The sequence below is a fragment of the Paracoccus simplex genome (assembly GCF_042648325.1).
Taxonomy (GTDB): Bacteria; Pseudomonadota; Alphaproteobacteria; order Rhodobacterales; family Rhodobacteraceae; genus Paracoccus; species Paracoccus simplex.
This window is the reverse complement of the sequence record NZ_JBHRXE010000006.1, coordinates 22,578-37,103: the sequence shown is the minus strand read 5'-3', so window position 1 is coordinate 37,103 and position 14,526 is coordinate 22,578. Positions and strand designations below refer to the sequence as shown.

The 14,526-nt window shown below is 67.5% G+C and carries 15 protein-coding genes; 12 read left to right on the top strand and 3 right to left on the bottom strand.

What is annotated here, in order from left to right; genetic code table 11:
- Positions 1-100: 100 nt before the first annotated feature.
- Positions 101-1,522 carry a metalloprotease TldD gene (gene tldD / locus ACFOMP_RS02215; RefSeq protein WP_289893436.1) on the bottom strand — a complete coding sequence of 474 codons (1,422 nt, stop codon included), beginning with the start codon at positions 1,520-1,522 and terminating at the stop codon, positions 101-103.
- Positions 1,523-1,683: 161 nt separating this feature from the next.
- Between tldD and coxB the strand changes: the two genes are divergently transcribed.
- The 10 genes from coxB (at position 1,684) to ACFOMP_RS02165 (ending at position 10,574) form a co-directional block, all read left to right on the top strand.
- Positions 1,684-2,580 carry a cytochrome c oxidase subunit II gene (gene coxB, locus ACFOMP_RS02210; protein ID WP_019352801.1) on the top strand — a complete coding sequence of 299 codons (897 nt, stop codon included), beginning with the start codon at positions 1,684-1,686 and terminating at the stop codon, positions 2,578-2,580.
- A 9-nt stretch (positions 2,581-2,589) separates the two neighbouring features.
- On the top strand, positions 2,590-3,507 hold the full coding sequence (gene cyoE, locus ACFOMP_RS02205; protein ID WP_379027727.1) for a heme o synthase: 918 nt from the start codon (positions 2,590-2,592) through the stop codon (positions 3,505-3,507).
- On the top strand, positions 3,501-3,776 hold the full coding sequence (locus tag ACFOMP_RS02200) for a hypothetical protein (protein WP_289893438.1): 276 nt from the start codon (positions 3,501-3,503) through the stop codon (positions 3,774-3,776). The genes cyoE and ACFOMP_RS02200 overlap by 7 nt, the downstream gene beginning before the upstream one ends.
- Positions 3,773-4,360 (top strand): cytochrome c oxidase assembly protein, encoded by a 588-nt coding sequence (locus ACFOMP_RS02195; RefSeq protein ID WP_289893439.1) that lies wholly within the window; start codon positions 3,773-3,775, stop codon positions 4,358-4,360. Before ACFOMP_RS02200 ends, ACFOMP_RS02195 begins: the two co-directional genes overlap by 4 nt.
- Positions 4,361-4,396: 36 nt before the next feature.
- Positions 4,397-5,197 (top strand): cytochrome c oxidase subunit 3, encoded by an 801-nt coding sequence (locus tag ACFOMP_RS02190; protein WP_289893440.1) that lies wholly within the window; start codon positions 4,397-4,399, stop codon positions 5,195-5,197.
- Positions 5,198-5,261: 64 nt separating this feature from the next.
- Positions 5,262-5,933, top strand: a complete 672-nt coding sequence (locus ACFOMP_RS02185; RefSeq protein WP_379027726.1) for an SURF1 family protein — start codon at positions 5,262-5,264, stop codon at positions 5,931-5,933.
- A 9-nt stretch (positions 5,934-5,942) separates the two neighbouring features.
- Positions 5,943-7,331 (top strand): threonine synthase, encoded by a 1,389-nt coding sequence (gene thrC, locus ACFOMP_RS02180; RefSeq protein WP_379027725.1) that lies wholly within the window; start codon positions 5,943-5,945, stop codon positions 7,329-7,331.
- Positions 7,328-8,593 carry a M16 family metallopeptidase gene (locus tag ACFOMP_RS02175; protein ID WP_379027724.1) on the top strand — a complete coding sequence of 422 codons (1,266 nt, stop codon included), beginning with the start codon at positions 7,328-7,330 and terminating at the stop codon, positions 8,591-8,593. The genes thrC and ACFOMP_RS02175 overlap by 4 nt, the downstream gene beginning before the upstream one ends.
- Complete coding sequence (locus ACFOMP_RS02170) at positions 8,593-9,174, top strand: GNAT family N-acetyltransferase (protein ID WP_379027723.1); 582 nt, start codon at positions 8,593-8,595, stop codon at positions 9,172-9,174. Before ACFOMP_RS02175 ends, ACFOMP_RS02170 begins: the two co-directional genes overlap by 1 nt.
- The gene (locus ACFOMP_RS02165) at positions 9,174-10,574 is read left to right on the top strand and encodes an FAD-binding oxidoreductase (protein WP_379027722.1); all 1,401 of its coding nucleotides are present in this window, start codon (positions 9,174-9,176) and stop codon (positions 10,572-10,574) included. Before ACFOMP_RS02170 ends, ACFOMP_RS02165 begins: the two co-directional genes overlap by 1 nt.
- Here the strand turns inward: ACFOMP_RS02165 and ACFOMP_RS02160 are convergent.
- The gene (locus tag ACFOMP_RS02160; protein ID WP_379027721.1) at positions 10,537-11,448 is read right to left on the bottom strand and encodes a LysR family transcriptional regulator; all 912 of its coding nucleotides are present in this window, start codon (positions 11,446-11,448) and stop codon (positions 10,537-10,539) included. The genes ACFOMP_RS02165 and ACFOMP_RS02160 overlap by 38 nt on opposite strands.
- A gap of 111 nt (positions 11,449-11,559) precedes the next feature.
- On the opposite strand from ACFOMP_RS02160, the gene ACFOMP_RS02155 reads away from it, so the two are divergent.
- Positions 11,560-11,985: a DoxX family protein gene (locus ACFOMP_RS02155; protein WP_289893446.1), complete on the top strand. Its 426-nt coding sequence runs from the start codon at positions 11,560-11,562 to the stop codon at positions 11,983-11,985.
- A gap of 126 nt (positions 11,986-12,111) precedes the next feature.
- A complete protein-coding gene (locus ACFOMP_RS02150; protein ID WP_379027720.1) occupies positions 12,112-13,614 on the top strand; it encodes an acetyl-CoA hydrolase/transferase family protein in 1,503 nt (500 codons plus the stop codon).
- 109 nt (positions 13,615-13,723) lie between these two features.
- On the opposite strand, the gene ACFOMP_RS02145 is transcribed toward ACFOMP_RS02150, so the two are convergent.
- On the bottom strand, positions 13,724-14,518 hold the full coding sequence (locus tag ACFOMP_RS02145; protein WP_379027719.1) for a MetQ/NlpA family ABC transporter substrate-binding protein: 795 nt from the start codon (positions 14,516-14,518) through the stop codon (positions 13,724-13,726).
- Between the last annotated feature and the right edge of the window lie 8 nt (positions 14,519-14,526).

The window sequence follows — 14,526 nt, the reverse complement described above, 5'->3', positions numbered from 1 at the left end:
CGTGCCTTTGCCTCATCCGCAGGCCGAGTCATGGCATGGCAATGGTTAAGAATGGGTTAGCCGCGAAAAGATTCCTGCACTATATTGATATAACATGAAATCATGCCGCGGAACCGCCGATGGTCAGCCCGCCGATGCGCAGCGTGGGCAGGCCGACTCCGACCGGAACCCATTGCCCCTGCTTGCCGCAATTGCCGATTCCCGGATCCAGCGACAGATCGTTGCCGATGGCGCGGATCTGCTGCAGCGCCGTGGCGCCGTCGCCGATCAGCGTGGCGCCGCGGATCGGATCGCCGACCTGGCCGTTCCTGACCCGGTAGGCCTCGGTGCAGGAAAACACGAACTTGCCGTTGGTGATGTCCACCTGGCCGCCGCCGAAACCCACGGCATAGATCCCGTCCTCGAGCCCGGCGAGGATCGAGGCGGGATCCTCGGCGCCGGCCAGCATGAAGGTGTTGGTCATGCGCGGCATCGGCGCATGGGCATAGCTTTGCCGCCGGCCGTTGCCGGTCGCCTCGACCCCCATCAGCCGGGCGTTCTGGCGGTCCTGCATGTAGCCGGTCAGGATCCCGTCCTCGATCAGCACGTTGCGGCCGGGCGCCGTGCCCTCGTCATCGACCGAGATCGAGCCGCGCCGGTCGGGGATGGTGCCGTCATCGACCACGGTCACGCCCGGAGCGGCGACGCGCTGGCCCATCAGGCCGGCAAAGGCGGAATGGCCCTTGCGGTTGAAATCGCCTTCCAGCCCGTGGCCCACGGCCTCGTGCAGCAGGATGCCGGGCCAGCCGGGGCCCAGCACCACATCCATCACCCCGGCGGGGGCGGGGACCGAGCGCAGGTTGACCAGCGCGATGCGCAGCGCCTCGCGCACCAGGCCTTGCCAGTGTTCGGCCGCGACCAGCCCGTCGAGCGCGATGCGGCCGCCGCCGCCGGCGGTGCCCGATTCGCGGCGGGCGTTGGATTCCACGATCACCGAGACGTTCAGCCGCGCCATCGGCCGGATGTCGGTGGCAAGCCCGCCTTCGGGGCGCAGGATCGCCACCTCCTGCACCGAGGTGGCGATGCTGGCCGAGACCTGCACCACCCGCGGGTCGAGCCCGCGCGCGAAGGCGTCGATCTCGCGCAGCAAGGCGACGCGGGCGGCGAAGGGCACGGATTCGGCCGGGTCCACGGGCGCGTAGAGCCGCCGGATCTCGCCCCCGGGGGGCAGGGCCAGCGTGCCGCCGCCATCGCCGACCGCCAGCCGCACCGTCTCGGCGGCCTTGTTCAGCGACGCCTCGTCGATCTCGGTCGAATGGGCATAGCCGGTCACGTCGCCCCGCACGGCGCGCAGGCCGAAGCCCTGCTCGGCATCGTAGCTGGCGGTGCGCAGCCGGCCGTCGTCGAAGACCAGCGCCTCGGAGCGCGAGCGTTCCAGGAACAACTCGCCATCATCCGCACCGCCAAGCGCCGATTGCAGGATGCGCAGCGCGCGGCCCTGATCGAGATGGGTTTCAAAGGGGGAAAACGCAGCGTCTGTCATGGGGCCCATCCTTGCTGGATGCCTCGCCTAGGGGTTTTTTGGTAGCAAGTCGATACCTATAGGCTTGCCCGGCGGGGTAAGATATGGTTCTGGTGCAGGACCGATTGCCGGCGGTCCGAGGAGTCATGGCCTGCCGGCGGCATGATAGGCAACGGGATGGGATGATGGCAATTGCGACGATGCGCCGCGGACTGGCGGCGGTAACTGGCCTTGGACTTGCAGCGATGGCGGCCATTCCGGCCATGGCGCAGGACGTGCTGGGCGAGCTGCCGGTGATCGGTAAGCCGCATAATGGTGGGATGGGTTTCCAGCCGGCCTCGAGCCCGCTGGCGCATGATCAGCAATGGCTGGATCATTTCGTGCTCTATATCATCACGGCCGTGACGATCTTCGTCTGCCTTCTGCTGCTGATCTGCATCGTCCGCTACAACCGCCGGGCGAATCCGGTGCCGGCCCGCTTCACCCACAACACCCCGATCGAGGTGATCTGGACCCTGGTGCCGGTGCTGATCCTGGTGGCCATCGGCGCCTTCTCGCTGCCGATCCTGTTCCGCAGCCAGGAAATGCCGAACGACCCGGACCTGGTGATCAAGGCCATCGGCCATCAGTGGTACTGGTCCTATGAATATCCCAATGACGGCGTCGCCTTCGATGCGCTGATGCTGGAAAAGGACGCGCTGGCGGATGCCGGTTACTCCGAGGACGAATACCTGCTCGCCGCCGACAACCCGGTCGTGGTGCCGGTGGGCAAGAAGGTGCTGGTGCAGGTCACCGCCACCGACGTGATCCACAGCTGGACCGTCCCGGCCTTTGCCGTGAAGCAGGACGCCGTGCCGGGCCGCATCGCGCAACTGTGGTTCTCGGTCGATCAGGAAGGCGTGTATTTCGGCCAGTGCTCGGAACTTTGCGGCATCAACCACGCCTATATGCCCATCGTCGTCAAAGCCGTCAGCCAGGAAAAATACGACGCCTGGCTGGCCGGTGCGAAGGAAGAATTCGCTGCCGATGCCTCGGATTACCTGCCGGCCAAGCCCGTCCAGCTGGCCTTGGCGGAATAAGGTCGGGCCGTGGCCGAGATCAACGCATATGAGGGGCCCGCAGAGGCGGGCTTCGGCGACTATGTCGCGCTGCTGAAGCCGCGCGTCATGTCCCTGGTGGTGTTCACGGCCTTTGTCGGGCTGTGGATCGCGCCGCAGCCGGTCAACCCTTTCGTCGCCTTCTGCGCGGTGCTGTTCATCGCGTTGGGGGGCGGGGCGTCGGGCGCTCTCAACATGTGGTATGATGCCGATATCGACGCGGTGATGAAGCGCACCGCCGGCCGGCCCGTGCCTTCGGGCCGCGTCACCTCGGACGAGGCGCTGGCGGTCGGCATCGCGCTGTCCGGCCTGTCGGTGATGATGCTGGGGCTGGCGGCGAACTGGTTCGCGGCCGGATTCCTGGCCTTCACCATCTTCTTCTATGCCGTGGTCTACACGATCTGGCTGAAGCGCTCGACGCCGCAGAACATCGTCATCGGCGGCGCGGCCGGGGCTTTCCCACCGATGATCGGCTGGGCCTGCGCCACCGGCGGCATCAGCCTGGAATCGCTGCTGATGTTCGCGCTGATCTTCTTCTGGACGCCGCCGCATTTCTGGGCGCTGGCGCTGTTCATGAAGGAGGATTACTCCAAGGCCGGCGTGCCGATGCTGACCGTGACCCACGGCCGCAAGGTGACGCGCCGCCACATCTTCGCCTATACGCTGGTGCTGGCGCCCTTCGCGATCTGGCTGGGCCTCACCTCGGTCGGCGGCCCGCTTTACATGGCGGTCTCGGTGGTGCTGAACGTGATGTTCATTGCCGGCGGCTGGCGTATCCTGCGCCGCAGCGAGGAGCAGGCCCAGGCCGATGGCTACAAGGTCGAGAAGCGCTATTTCCGCCTGTCGCTCTATTACACCTTCCTGCATTTCCTGGCGCTGCTGATCCAGCATTGGGTTGGGGGATGGTGATGCTGCCTCAGGTCGAGCATGAATTGCACAAGCGCCGGCGCAGCCGCAACATCGGCCTTCTGGTCGTGCTGCTGGGGTTCGTGGCGCTGGTCTTCGGGCTTTCGGTGGTCAAGATCACCCAGGGCGACATGATGCAGGGCTATGACCACCGCCCGCGCCCGTCCATGCTGCCTGCGGATCCGAACCCGCCGGCGCGCAATCCCGCGCCTGTCGCGGCGCCGGGCACCCCGGCGGCCGTGCAGGGCGGCGCAGAGGAGGCAGGCCGATGACCGCCAAGCCCACCAGATCGAACGGGCGTACCGTCGGCATGCTGGCCGGCATCGTGGTGCTGATGGGTGCGCTGAGCTGGGCGGCGGTGCCGTTCTATTCCTGGTTCTGCCGGGTGACCGGCTTTGCCGGCACCACCAACGTGGCCGAGTCCGCCTCGGACACCGTGCTGGACGAAAAGATCCGCGTGCGCTTCGATGCCAATGTGGACAGCGACCTGGGCTGGACCTTCCGGCCCTTGCAGCGCGAGATGGAACTGCGCATCGGCGAGAACGCCATCGCCTTCTACGAGGCGATCAACAATACCGACGAGCCGATCACCGGCACCGCCAGCTACAACGTCGCGCCCGACGCGGCCGGCTATTTCTTCAACAAGATCGAATGCTTCTGCTTTACCGAGCAGACGCTTGCCCCGGGTGAGCGGATCGAGATGCCGGTCAGTTTCTTCGTCGATGCCGATCTGGTGAACGATCGCGATGCCGGTCGCATCCGCGACATCACCCTGTCCTATACCTTCCACCGGACCGATCCGCCGGCGCCGAAACAGGCGGCGCTGGACGCGACGCCGGACCCGACCGTAAACTGAGCAACAAGAACCAGCAACAGCCGGAAAAATGCAGCCATGGCCCATGTAAAGAACCACGACTATCAGATTCTGCCGCCATCGATCTGGCCGCTCTTCGGTGCGATCGGCGCCTTCGTGATGCTGACCGGCGCCGTGATGTGGATGAAGGGCGGCGGCCCCTGGCTGTTCCTGATCGGTCTGGTGGGCGTGCTCTATGTCATGTTCGGCTGGTGGGCGGACGTGGTGCGCGAGGGCGAGTCGGGCGAACACACCCCGGTGGTGCGCATCGGTCTGCAATACGGCTTCATCCTGTTCATCATGTCCGAGGTGATGTTCTTCGTCGCCTGGTTCTGGGCCTTCATCAAGAACGCCATGTATCCGATGGGGCCGGACAGCCCGATCAAGGATGGCGTCTGGCCGCCGGAAGGCATCGTCACCTTCGACCCCTGGCACCTGCCGCTGATCAACACGCTGATCCTGCTGCTTTCGGGGGTCGCGGTGACCTGGGCCCACCACGCCTTCGTGCATGACGGCGACCGCAAGACCACGATCAACGGCCTGATCGTCGCGGTGATCCTGGGCATCTGCTTCACCGGGCTGCAGGCCTATGAATACAGCCACGCCGCCTTCGGCCTGGCCGATACGGTCTATGCCGGCGCCTTCTACATGGCCACCGGCTTCCACGGCGCGCATGTCATCATCGGCACGATCTTCCTGTTCGTCTGCCTGATCCGCCTGCTGCGCGGCCAGATGACCCAGCAGCAGCATGTCGGCTTCGAGGCCGCCGCCTGGTACTGGCACTTCGTCGATGTGGTCTGGCTGTTCCTCTTCGTCGTGATCTATATCTGGGGCCGCTGATCCCGACTGACATTTGCGCGGCGCGGGACGGCAGTTCCCGCGCCGTTTGCTTTGGAGGCCCGCCATGCGCCGATACCTGTTTCCGCTGATCGTCGGCGTGCTGGGCTGCGCCATCCTGATCTCGCTCGGGCTCTGGCAGCTCAAGCGGCTGGACTGGAAAGAGGGCATGATCGCCCAGATCCAGAGCCGCATCGTGGGCGCACCGGTACCCCTGCCGGCGGCGGTGGACCCGTCGATGAAATACCAGCCGGTGCTGGTCTCGGGCCAGACCACGGGCGAGGAGATCGACGTGCTCTCCGGCACGCGCGAGTCGGGCGGCGGCTATCAGGTCGTCTCGGGCTTCGTCACCGATGACGGGCGCCGGATCCTGCTGGATCGCGGTTTCGTCGATCAGGACCACAAGCGCGACCCGCGCCCGGCCACGCGGCTGGACGTGGCGGGCAACCTGCACTGGCCCGACGAAAAGGGCAGCGCCACGCCCGAGCCCAACCTGACCAAGAATGTCTGGTTCGCCCGCGACGTGCCGGCCATGGCCAAGGCGCTGGGGACCGAGCCGATCCTGGTGGTCGCGGCCGAGGTGCGCGGCGATGCCCAGGGGGTGCAGCCGATCCCGGTCGCGGTCGAGGGCATCCCGAACAACCACCTGAGCTATGCGGTGCAATGGTTCATGATCGCGGCGGTCTGGGCAGGGATGACAGTGGCGCTGATCTGGCGTATCAGGCAGCGGCAATTCTAGGGGGACGCAATGCGTTACGTTTCGACTCGGGGGCGGGCTCCGGTCCTGGACTTCGAACAGGCGATGATGGCCGGCTTGGCGCGCGACGGCGGGCTGTATCTGCCCGAGGCGATCCCGATGTTCTCGGCCGAGGAGATCGCCCGCTTCGAGGGCCTGCCCTATGAGGAGGTCGCGCGCCGCGTCGCCAGTCCCTTCGTCGGCGAATGCTTCAGCGATGCCGAGCTGCGCGGCGCCATCGCCCGCGCCTATCAGGGCTTCGACCATGTCGCCCGCGCCCCGCTGGTCCAGCTTGCCCCCGGCCATCACCTGCTCGAGCTGTTCCACGGCCCGACGCTGGCCTTCAAGGACTTCGCCATGCAGCTGATCGGCCAGCTGTTCCAGCTGGCGCTGACGCGTTCGGGGCAGCGGGTCACGATCCTGGGCGCCACCTCGGGCGATACCGGCTCGGCCGCCATCGAGGCGTTCCGGGGCCTGCCCAACGTCGACGTGTTCATCATGTATCCGCATGGCCGGGTCAGCGAGGTGCAGCGCCGGCAGATGTCCACGCCCTCCGAGGCCAATGTCCATGCGCTGGCCGTCGACGGCACCTTCGACGATTGCCAGGCGCGGCTCAAGGATCTGTTCAACGACCACGGTTTCCGCGACGCGGTCGGGCTGGCCGGCGTGAACTCGATCAACTGGGCGCGGGTGCTGGCGCAGATCGTCTATTACTTCACCGCCGCCGTCAGCCTGGGCGCGCCGGGCCGCGCGGTGGATTTCACCGTGCCGACCGGCAATTTCGGCGATGTCTTCGCCGGGTCCATCGCCAAGGCCATGGGCCTGCCCATCGGCCGGCTGGTGGTCGCCACCAACCAGAACGACATCCTGCACCGGGCGCTGACCGGCGGCGAATACCGGGTGGGCACGGTCGCGCCCTCGATCAGCCCCTCGATGGACATCCAGGTCAGCTCGAACTTCGAGCGGGCGCTGTGGCTGGCCTATGGCTATGACGGCAATGCCGTGGCGGCGCTGATGGAGGAACTGAAATCCGGCGGTTTCGCCATCAGCCAGGGGGCGCTGCAGGCGCTGCGCGAAATCTATGTCTCGGGCCGCGTTTCCGAGGAGGAAACCACCGCGATGATCGCCACCATCCGCGCGGAGACGGGCGAGGTGATCTGCCCGCATACCGCCGTCGCCGTGAAGGTGGCGCGCGAGCATCTGCGGCCGGGCGTGCCGATGATCTCGCTGTCGACCGCGCATCCGGCGAAATTCCCCGATGCGGTCGAGGCCGCCGTGGGCATCCGCCCGCCTCTGCCGCCGCATATGGCCGATCTTTTCGACCGGGACGAGCGCATCACCCGTATTGCAAACGACGCCGAGGCCATTAAATCGCTGATCCTTGAACGGAGAACAGCTTGAACCAGATCCGCATCAGCACCTTGCCGAACGGCCTGCGCGTCGTCAGCCGCGACATGCCCGGCCTGCATTCCGCCGCCATCGGCATCTGGGTCAATGCCGGCTGCCGCGACGAGCGCGCCGAGCAGAACGGCATCGCCCATTTCCTGGAACACATGGCCTTCAAGGGCACCGCCCGGCGCAGCGCGCTGGAGATCGTCGAGTCGATCGAGAATGTGGGCGGCTATATCAACGCCTATACCTCGCGCGACGTGACCTCCTATTACGCGCGGGTGCTGGCGGGGGATGTCGAGCTGGCGCTGGACGTCATCTCGGACATCGTGATGAACCCGGTCTTCGACCAGCGCGAGATCGAGGTCGAGCGCGGCGTCATCCTGCAGGAGATCGGCCAGGCACTGGACACGCCCGACGACGTGATCTTCGACTGGCTGCAAGAGGCCGCCTATCCGAACCAGCCCATGGGCCGCACCATCCTGGGCCCGGCCGAGCGGGTCAGCCGCTTCGACCGCGCCGACCTGTCGGGCTTCATCGGTGAGCATTACGGACCCGAGCGGATGATCGTCGCCGCCGCCGGTGCGGTCGATCACGACCGCATCCTGCGCCAGGTCGAGGCGATCTTCGGCCATCTGCCGGCCCGCGCCCTGACCACGCGCGAGCCCGCCCGCTGGCAGGGCGCCGAGGCGCGCCGCGTCAAGGGGCTGGAGCAGGCGCATTTCGCGCTGGCCTTCGAGGGGCCGGGCTATCAGGCGCCGGATTTCTATGCCGCGCAGATCTGGACCTCGGCGCTGGGGGGCGGCATGTCCTCGCGCCTGTTCCAGAAGCTGCGCGAGGAAAAGGGCCTGTGCTATTCGATCTTCGCGCAGTCGGGTTTCCACGACGATACCGGCATGGTGACGATCTATGCCGGCACCTCGGGCGAGCAGATCGCCGATCTGGCGACGCTGACCGTGGACGAGCTGAAGCGCTCGGCCGAGGACATGAGCGAGGCCGAGGTGGCCCGCGCCCGGGCGCAGCTCAAGGCCGGGCTGCTGATGGGGCTGGAAAGCCCGACCGGCCAGGCCGAGCGCATGGCGCGGTCGCTGGCGATCTGGGGCCGGGTGCCCGACCCGGCTGAGGTGGCCCTGCGCATCGACGCGGTGACCGTGGCCGACATCCGCGCCCATGCCGAGCAGCTGATCGCCCATGCCCGTCCGGCGCTGGCGCTTTACGGGCCGGTCGAGGGCGCCCCCTCGCGCGAGGTGCTGGCCGAAAGGCTTGCCGCCTGATGTTCTCGCGCCGCCGTCCGCCGCGTCTGGAAACCGAGCGGATGGTGCTGCGCCTGCCGGCGCATGCGGATTTCGGGCCATGGGTGGCGTTGCGGGTCGAAAGCCGCGCCTTCCTGACCCCGTGGGAGCCGGTCTGGGCGGCCGACCACCTGTCCAAGCGCAGCTTCACCAACCGGGTCTATTGGGCGCAGCGCGCCAGCCGCAACGGCACGGCGCTGCCCCTGTTCCTGATCCGGCGCGACGGCATGCTGCTGGGGGCGATCACGCTGGACAACATCCGCCGCGGCCCCGCGCAATCGGCGACCATCGGCTACTGGATCGGCCAGCCCTTCGCCCGGCAGGGCTATATGCGCGAGGCCATCGGCGCGCTGGTGCAGCACGCCTTCACCGAGATGGACCTGAGCCGGATCGAGGCCGCCTGCCTGCCCGAGAACACCCCCTCGCGCGGGGTGCTAGAGCGTTCGGGCTTCAAGTATGAGGGCGTGGCACAAAGCTATCTGCAGATCAACGGCCGCTGGCGCAACCATGTGCTTTATTCCAACCTGCGCCACGACCGACGCGGCAAGACCGAGGTGCGCTGATGCTGAACCCCGCCGATGACGCGCTGGCCGCGCGCCTGCCCGCTGGCGTGTTGCGCGAGGTGACGCCCGCCTATCTGGAGGAACCGCGCGGCCGCTATTTCGGCCGCGCCGGGCTGATCGCCGCGCCGCGCGGCACGGATGAGGTCGCCGCCGTGGTCCGCGCCTGCGCCGAAGCGCGGGTCGGCATCGTCCCGCGCGGCGGCGGCACCGGCCTGGTCTCGGGGCAGGTCATGCCGGATGGGCCGGCGCCGCTGATCCTGTCGCTGGAACGCATGACCGCGCTGCGGGCCGTCTTTCCCGAGGAAAACGTGCTGGTGGCCGAGGCCGGCATGACCCTGCAGGCGGTGCGCGACGCCGCCGAAGCGGCGGGCCGGCTGTTCCCGCTGTCGCTGGCCAGCCAGGGCACCGCGGCCATCGGCGGCTGCCTTGCGACCAATGCCGGCGGCGTCACCGCGCTGCGCTATGGCACGGCGCGGGCGCTGTGCCTGGGGATCGAGGCGGTGCTGCCCGACGGCTCGATCGTCCACGACCTGAAGCGGCTGCGCAAGGACAATACCGGCTACGACATTCGCGATCTGCTGGTCGGGGCCGAGGGCACGCTGGGCATCGTCACCGCCGCCAGCCTCAAGCTGGTGGTGCCGCCGCCGGGGATCGGCACCGCCATGCTGCAGGTGCCCTCGCCCGAGGCGGCGCTGACGCTGCTGTCGCTGGCCGAGGGGCGCATGGCCGGCGGCGTCACCGCCTTCGAGCTGATCGGCGGCCAGGGCCTGGCCTTCCTGGCCGAGGTGCTGCCCGAGATCCGCCAGCCCTTGCCCGGCGCGGAATGGTCGGTGCTGATCGAGGTCGGCCTGCCCGAGGGGCTGGCCCCCGAGGCGGCGCTGGAGGGGTTGCTGCCCGACGCCCTGGAGCGCGGCCTGGTCACCGACGGGGTGATCGCGCAATCGGGGGCGCAGGCAGCCGGCTTCTGGCACCTGCGCGAGCATATCCCCGAGGCGAACCGCCGCATCGGCGCCGTCGCCAGCCATGACATCAGCCTGCCATTGTCGGAAATCGCCGGCTTCATCCGCGACGCCGGCGCGCGGCTTGTGGGCGAGGGGCTGCGCATCAACTGCTTCGGGCATCTGGGCGACGGCAACCTGCATTACAACCTGTTCCCGGCATCGGGCCGCCATCGCGCGGATTACGACGACCGGCGCAAGGCGCTGTCGCATCTGGTGCATCAGATGGTGGTGGATCGCGGCGGCTCCTTCTCGGCCGAGCACGGGATCGGGCGGCTGAAGGTCGGCGATCTGGAACGCTGGGCCGATCCGGCGCGGCTCAGGACGATGCGGGCGATCAAGGCCACGCTGGATCCGCTGGGCATCATGAATCCGGGCGCGGTGCTTTCAGCAGCGGCGTAAGCCGCGCCCGCAGGTGGTCCAGATAGGCCGAGAGCCGCGGCGGCATGAAGGGCTGCGGCAGGTAAAGCGCCTGGATGTCCAGTTGCGGCCGGGCGAAATCCGGCAGCAGCCGCTGCAGCCGGCCCTGGGCCACGTCCTGCGCCACGACGAAGCTGGGAATCAGCGCCACGCCCTCGGCCTCCAGCACCAGTTGCCGCACCGCCTGGGCGCTGTTCACGGTGATGCGGCCGGGCAGGGCGATGCTGACCGGCTTGTCCTCGATCAGAAAGATCGCCCGGCCGGGATTCTGCGTATTGCTGTCGCGGATGTTCACATGCTCGCGCAGATCCTCGGGGCGGGCGGGGCGCGCATGTGCGGCCAGATAGGCGGGACTGGCCACCGCCCAGGCCTCGGCCTGGCCGATGCGGCGGGCGATCAGGCTGGAATCGGTCAACTGGCCGATGCGCAACGCCAGGTCGAAGCCCTCGGCCGCCAGATCGACATAGCGGTCGGTCAGGTTCAGGTCGATTTCGATCCCCGGATGGCTGGCGGTGAAGTCGCGGGTCAGGGTGGTGGCGAACATCTCGCCGAAGGCCACGGGGGCCGAGATACGCAGCCGCCCGGTCAGCACCCCTTCCTCGGCATGGGCCTGCGCGTCCAGTTCCTCGACCGCCGCCAGCACGCGGCGCGCCGCGACCAGATACCGCTCGCCCGAGGGGGTCAGCGACAGGGCGCGCGTGGTGCGGTTCAGCAGCGTGACGCCCTGCTGCCCCTCCAGCGCCGCGACATATTTGCTGACCAGCTTGTTCGAGATTCCCAGCCGTTCGCCCGCCCGGGTGAACGAGCCGGCATCGACCACGGCGACGAAGGCGCGGATGCCGTCGATCCTGTCCATTATATCCTCGTATCGGCGACAATATTTCCATGAATATGGCAATTTTCGCGACAATCTCCAAGCACTATCTGTCGGGCAACGGACAAGCGAACAGTTGCAAGGAAACACATCATGACCGACCTTAGCCAAAGCGCCCCGGCCCTGGCCGAGCGCAATGCCGATATCGCCGCCTTCATCCTGCGGGCCTCGACCGGAACCTGGTTCCTGGTCCACGGCCTGATCAAGCTGCTGGTCTTCACGCCTTCGGGCACCGCCGGCTATTTCCAGTCCATCGGCCTGCCGGGCATCCTGGGCCCGCTGACCATGCTGGCCGAGATCCTGGGCGGGCTGGCACTGATCGCCGGCATCTTCACCCGCCAGGTGGCGCTGGCGCTGGCCGCCGTGCTGCTGGGCGCGGCCTGGTTCGGCCATGGCGGCGCGGGCTTCACCTTCAGCAACCCGGGCGGCGGCTGGGAATATCCGGTGCTTTGGGCCGTGACCATGCTGGCGCTGGCGCTGCTGGGCGACGGGGCCTGGTCGGTGGGCCGGCGCCGCTGAGCGCTTCGCGAAACGATCTTGCCAGGGCCGGCCTTCGGGCCGGCCTTTCCTTGCGTGCATGGCTGGGTTGATTTGTCACTGCGGCGCAGAGGCCCTAATCATCCCGCCCAGATCAGGGAGGCTGCCATGACCGAGGATTACCTTCACCGCATCCGTCACACGGCCCTGCGCGAGCGTGTGGTCAGCGCCGAAGAGGCCGCCAGCCTGATCCGCGACGGCATGGTGCTGGGCATGTCGGGCTTTACCCGCGCCGGCGAGGCCAAGGCGGTGCCGATGGCGCTGGCCGAACGTGCCAAGGCCCAGCCGCTGAAGGTCACGCTGATGACCGGCGCCTCGCTCGGCAACGATCTCGACAAGACCCTGGCCGAGGCGCGGGTGCTGTCGCGCCGCATCCCGTTCATGTCCGACCCGGCGCTGCGCCGCGCCATCAATGCCGGCGAGGTGATGTATATCGACCAGCACCTTTCCGAGACGGTCGAGCAGCTGCGCACCGGACAGCTGCCGCCGGTGGATATCGCCATCGTCGAGGCGGTGGCGATCACCGAGACCGGCGGCATCGTCCCCACCACCTCGGTCGGCAATTCGGCGAGCTTCGCGCTGCTGGCGGAAAAGGTCATCGTCGAGATCAACCTGAGTCAGCCCGAGGCGCTGGAGGGGCTGCACGACATCTATATCCCGACCTATCGCCCGACCCGCACGCCGATCCCGGTGGTGACGCCGGAAAGCCGGGTCGGCTTTCCCTTCATCCCGGTGCCGCCCGAGCGCATCGCGGCCATCGTGGTCTCGACCAAGCTCGATTCGTCCGCGACCGTGCTGGACCCGGACGAGGATACCCGCGCCATCGCCGGCCACCTGACCGAGTTCCTGAAACACGAGGTGGCGCATTCCCGGTTGCCGAGCCATCTGCACCCCTTGCAGGCCGGCATCGGCACCATCGCCAACGCGGTGCTGCACGGTTTCATCGACAGCCCGTTCCACGACCTGACCATGTATTCGGAAGTCCTGCAGGATTCGACCTTCGACCTGATGGATGCCGGCAAGATGGTGTTTGCCTCGGGCTCGTCGATCACGCTGTCGGCGCCGAAATACCGCGAGGTGATGGCGCGGTTCCATGAGTTCAAGCCGCGGCTGGTGCTGCGCCCGCAGGAGATTTCCAACCATCCCGAGGTGGTGCGGCGGCTGGGGCTGATCTGCATCAACACGGCGCTGGAAGTCGACCTTTACGGCAATGTGAACTCGACCCATGTCATGGGCACGCAGATGATGAACGGCATCGGCGGTTCGGGCGATTTCGCGCGCAACGCCTATCTGTCGGTTTTCGTTACCAAGTCCATGGCCAAGGGCGGGCGGATTTCCTCGGTGGTGCCGATGGTCAGCCATGTCGACCATACCGAGCATGACGTGGATATCCTGGTCACCGAGCAGGGATTGGCGGATCTGCGCGGGCTGGCGCCGCGCGAGCGGGCGCGGCTGGTGCTGCAGAACTGCGTGGCCCCGGAATGGCGCGACGCGCTGGCGGATTACCACGACCGGGCGCTGGCGCGGGGCGGCCATACGCCGCATCTGATCGAGGAGGCGCTGATCTGGCACGACCGGCTGCGCCGCACCGGCAGCATGAGGCCGGAATGAAGAAACGCCCCGCTGCATCGGCGGGGCGCTGGTTCCGTGGCGCGGGGGTGGGGGCTCTGCCCCCGTCGCGTGCCGCGACTCCCCCGGGGTATTGGGGAAACGGTGAAGATCACCAGGCGGGGATGACGGCGCCGCGGTATTTTTCTTCGATGAAGGTCTTCACCGCCGGGTCGTGATAGGCCTCGACCAGCGCCTTGGCCCAGGGCGCGTTCTCGTCACCCTTGCGCACCACGATGACGTTGGCATAGGGGCTGTCGGCCTTTTCCATGGCGATCGCGTCCTCGTTCGGGTTGAGGCCGGCATCCAGCGCGTAATTGGTGTTGATCACCGCGATGTCGGCATCGGCCAGCGCGCGCGGCAGCTGCGCGGCCTCGAGTTCGAGGAATTTCAGGTTCTTCGGGTTGCCGGTCACGTCCAGCGCCGAGGGGGTGAGGCCAGTGCCGTCGGCCAGCGTGATGACGCCCTTGTCCTGCAGGATCAGCAGGGCGCGGCCGCCATTGGTCGGGTCGTTCGGGATCGCGACCTTGGCGCCATCGGGCAGCTCGTCCAGCGATTTCAGCTTTTCCGAATAGACGCCCATCGGCGTGGTGATGGTCTTGGCGATGCTGACCAGGTCGAAGCCGCGATCCTTGATCTGGTTGTCCAGATAGGGCTGGTGCTGGAAGCTGTTGGCCTGCAGGTCGCCATCGGCCAGCGCCTGGTTCGGCACCACGTAATCGGTGAATTCGACGATGTCGATGGTCAGGCCCTTGGCTTCGGCCACCTTGGCGACCTCTTCCATGATCTCGCCATGTTCGCCGGGCGAGACGCCGACCTTGATTTCCTCGGCCGCAGCCATGCCGGCGGTCAGGGTCGCAGAGAGGGCGAGCGCCGAGGTCAGGGCGGCAAGGCGGAATGAGCGCATGGGAGGAT

Excerpts from the sequence above, each read along its gene's own strand:
- thrC (WP_379027725.1), top strand. The coding sequence starts at position 5,943 with ATGCGTTACGTTTCGACTCGGGGGCGGGCTCCGGTCCTGGACTTCGAA.
- ACFOMP_RS02160 (WP_379027721.1), bottom strand. The coding sequence starts at position 11,448 with ATGGACAGGATCGACGGCATCCGCGCCTTCGTCGCCGTGGTCGATGCC.
- tldD (WP_289893436.1), bottom strand. The coding sequence starts at position 1,522 with ATGACAGACGCTGCGTTTTCCCCCTTTGAAACCCATCTCGATCAGGGC.
- ACFOMP_RS02185 (WP_379027726.1), top strand. The coding sequence starts at position 5,262 with ATGCGCCGATACCTGTTTCCGCTGATCGTCGGCGTGCTGGGCTGCGCC.
- ACFOMP_RS02200 (WP_289893438.1), top strand. The coding sequence starts at position 3,501 with ATGGTGATGCTGCCTCAGGTCGAGCATGAATTGCACAAGCGCCGGCGC.
- ACFOMP_RS02155 (WP_289893446.1), top strand. The coding sequence starts at position 11,560 with ATGACCGACCTTAGCCAAAGCGCCCCGGCCCTGGCCGAGCGCAATGCC.
- ACFOMP_RS02170 (WP_379027723.1), top strand. The coding sequence starts at position 8,593 with ATGTTCTCGCGCCGCCGTCCGCCGCGTCTGGAAACCGAGCGGATGGTG.
- ACFOMP_RS02145 (WP_379027719.1), bottom strand. The coding sequence starts at position 14,518 with ATGCGCTCATTCCGCCTTGCCGCCCTGACCTCGGCGCTCGCCCTCTCT.
- ACFOMP_RS02165 (WP_379027722.1), top strand. The coding sequence starts at position 9,174 with ATGCTGAACCCCGCCGATGACGCGCTGGCCGCGCGCCTGCCCGCTGGC.
- coxB (WP_019352801.1), top strand. The coding sequence starts at position 1,684 with ATGATGGCAATTGCGACGATGCGCCGCGGACTGGCGGCGGTAACTGGC.
- ACFOMP_RS02190 (WP_289893440.1), top strand. The coding sequence starts at position 4,397 with ATGGCCCATGTAAAGAACCACGACTATCAGATTCTGCCGCCATCGATC.
- ACFOMP_RS02195 (WP_289893439.1), top strand. The coding sequence starts at position 3,773 with ATGACCGCCAAGCCCACCAGATCGAACGGGCGTACCGTCGGCATGCTG.
- ACFOMP_RS02150 (WP_379027720.1), top strand. The coding sequence starts at position 12,112 with ATGACCGAGGATTACCTTCACCGCATCCGTCACACGGCCCTGCGCGAG.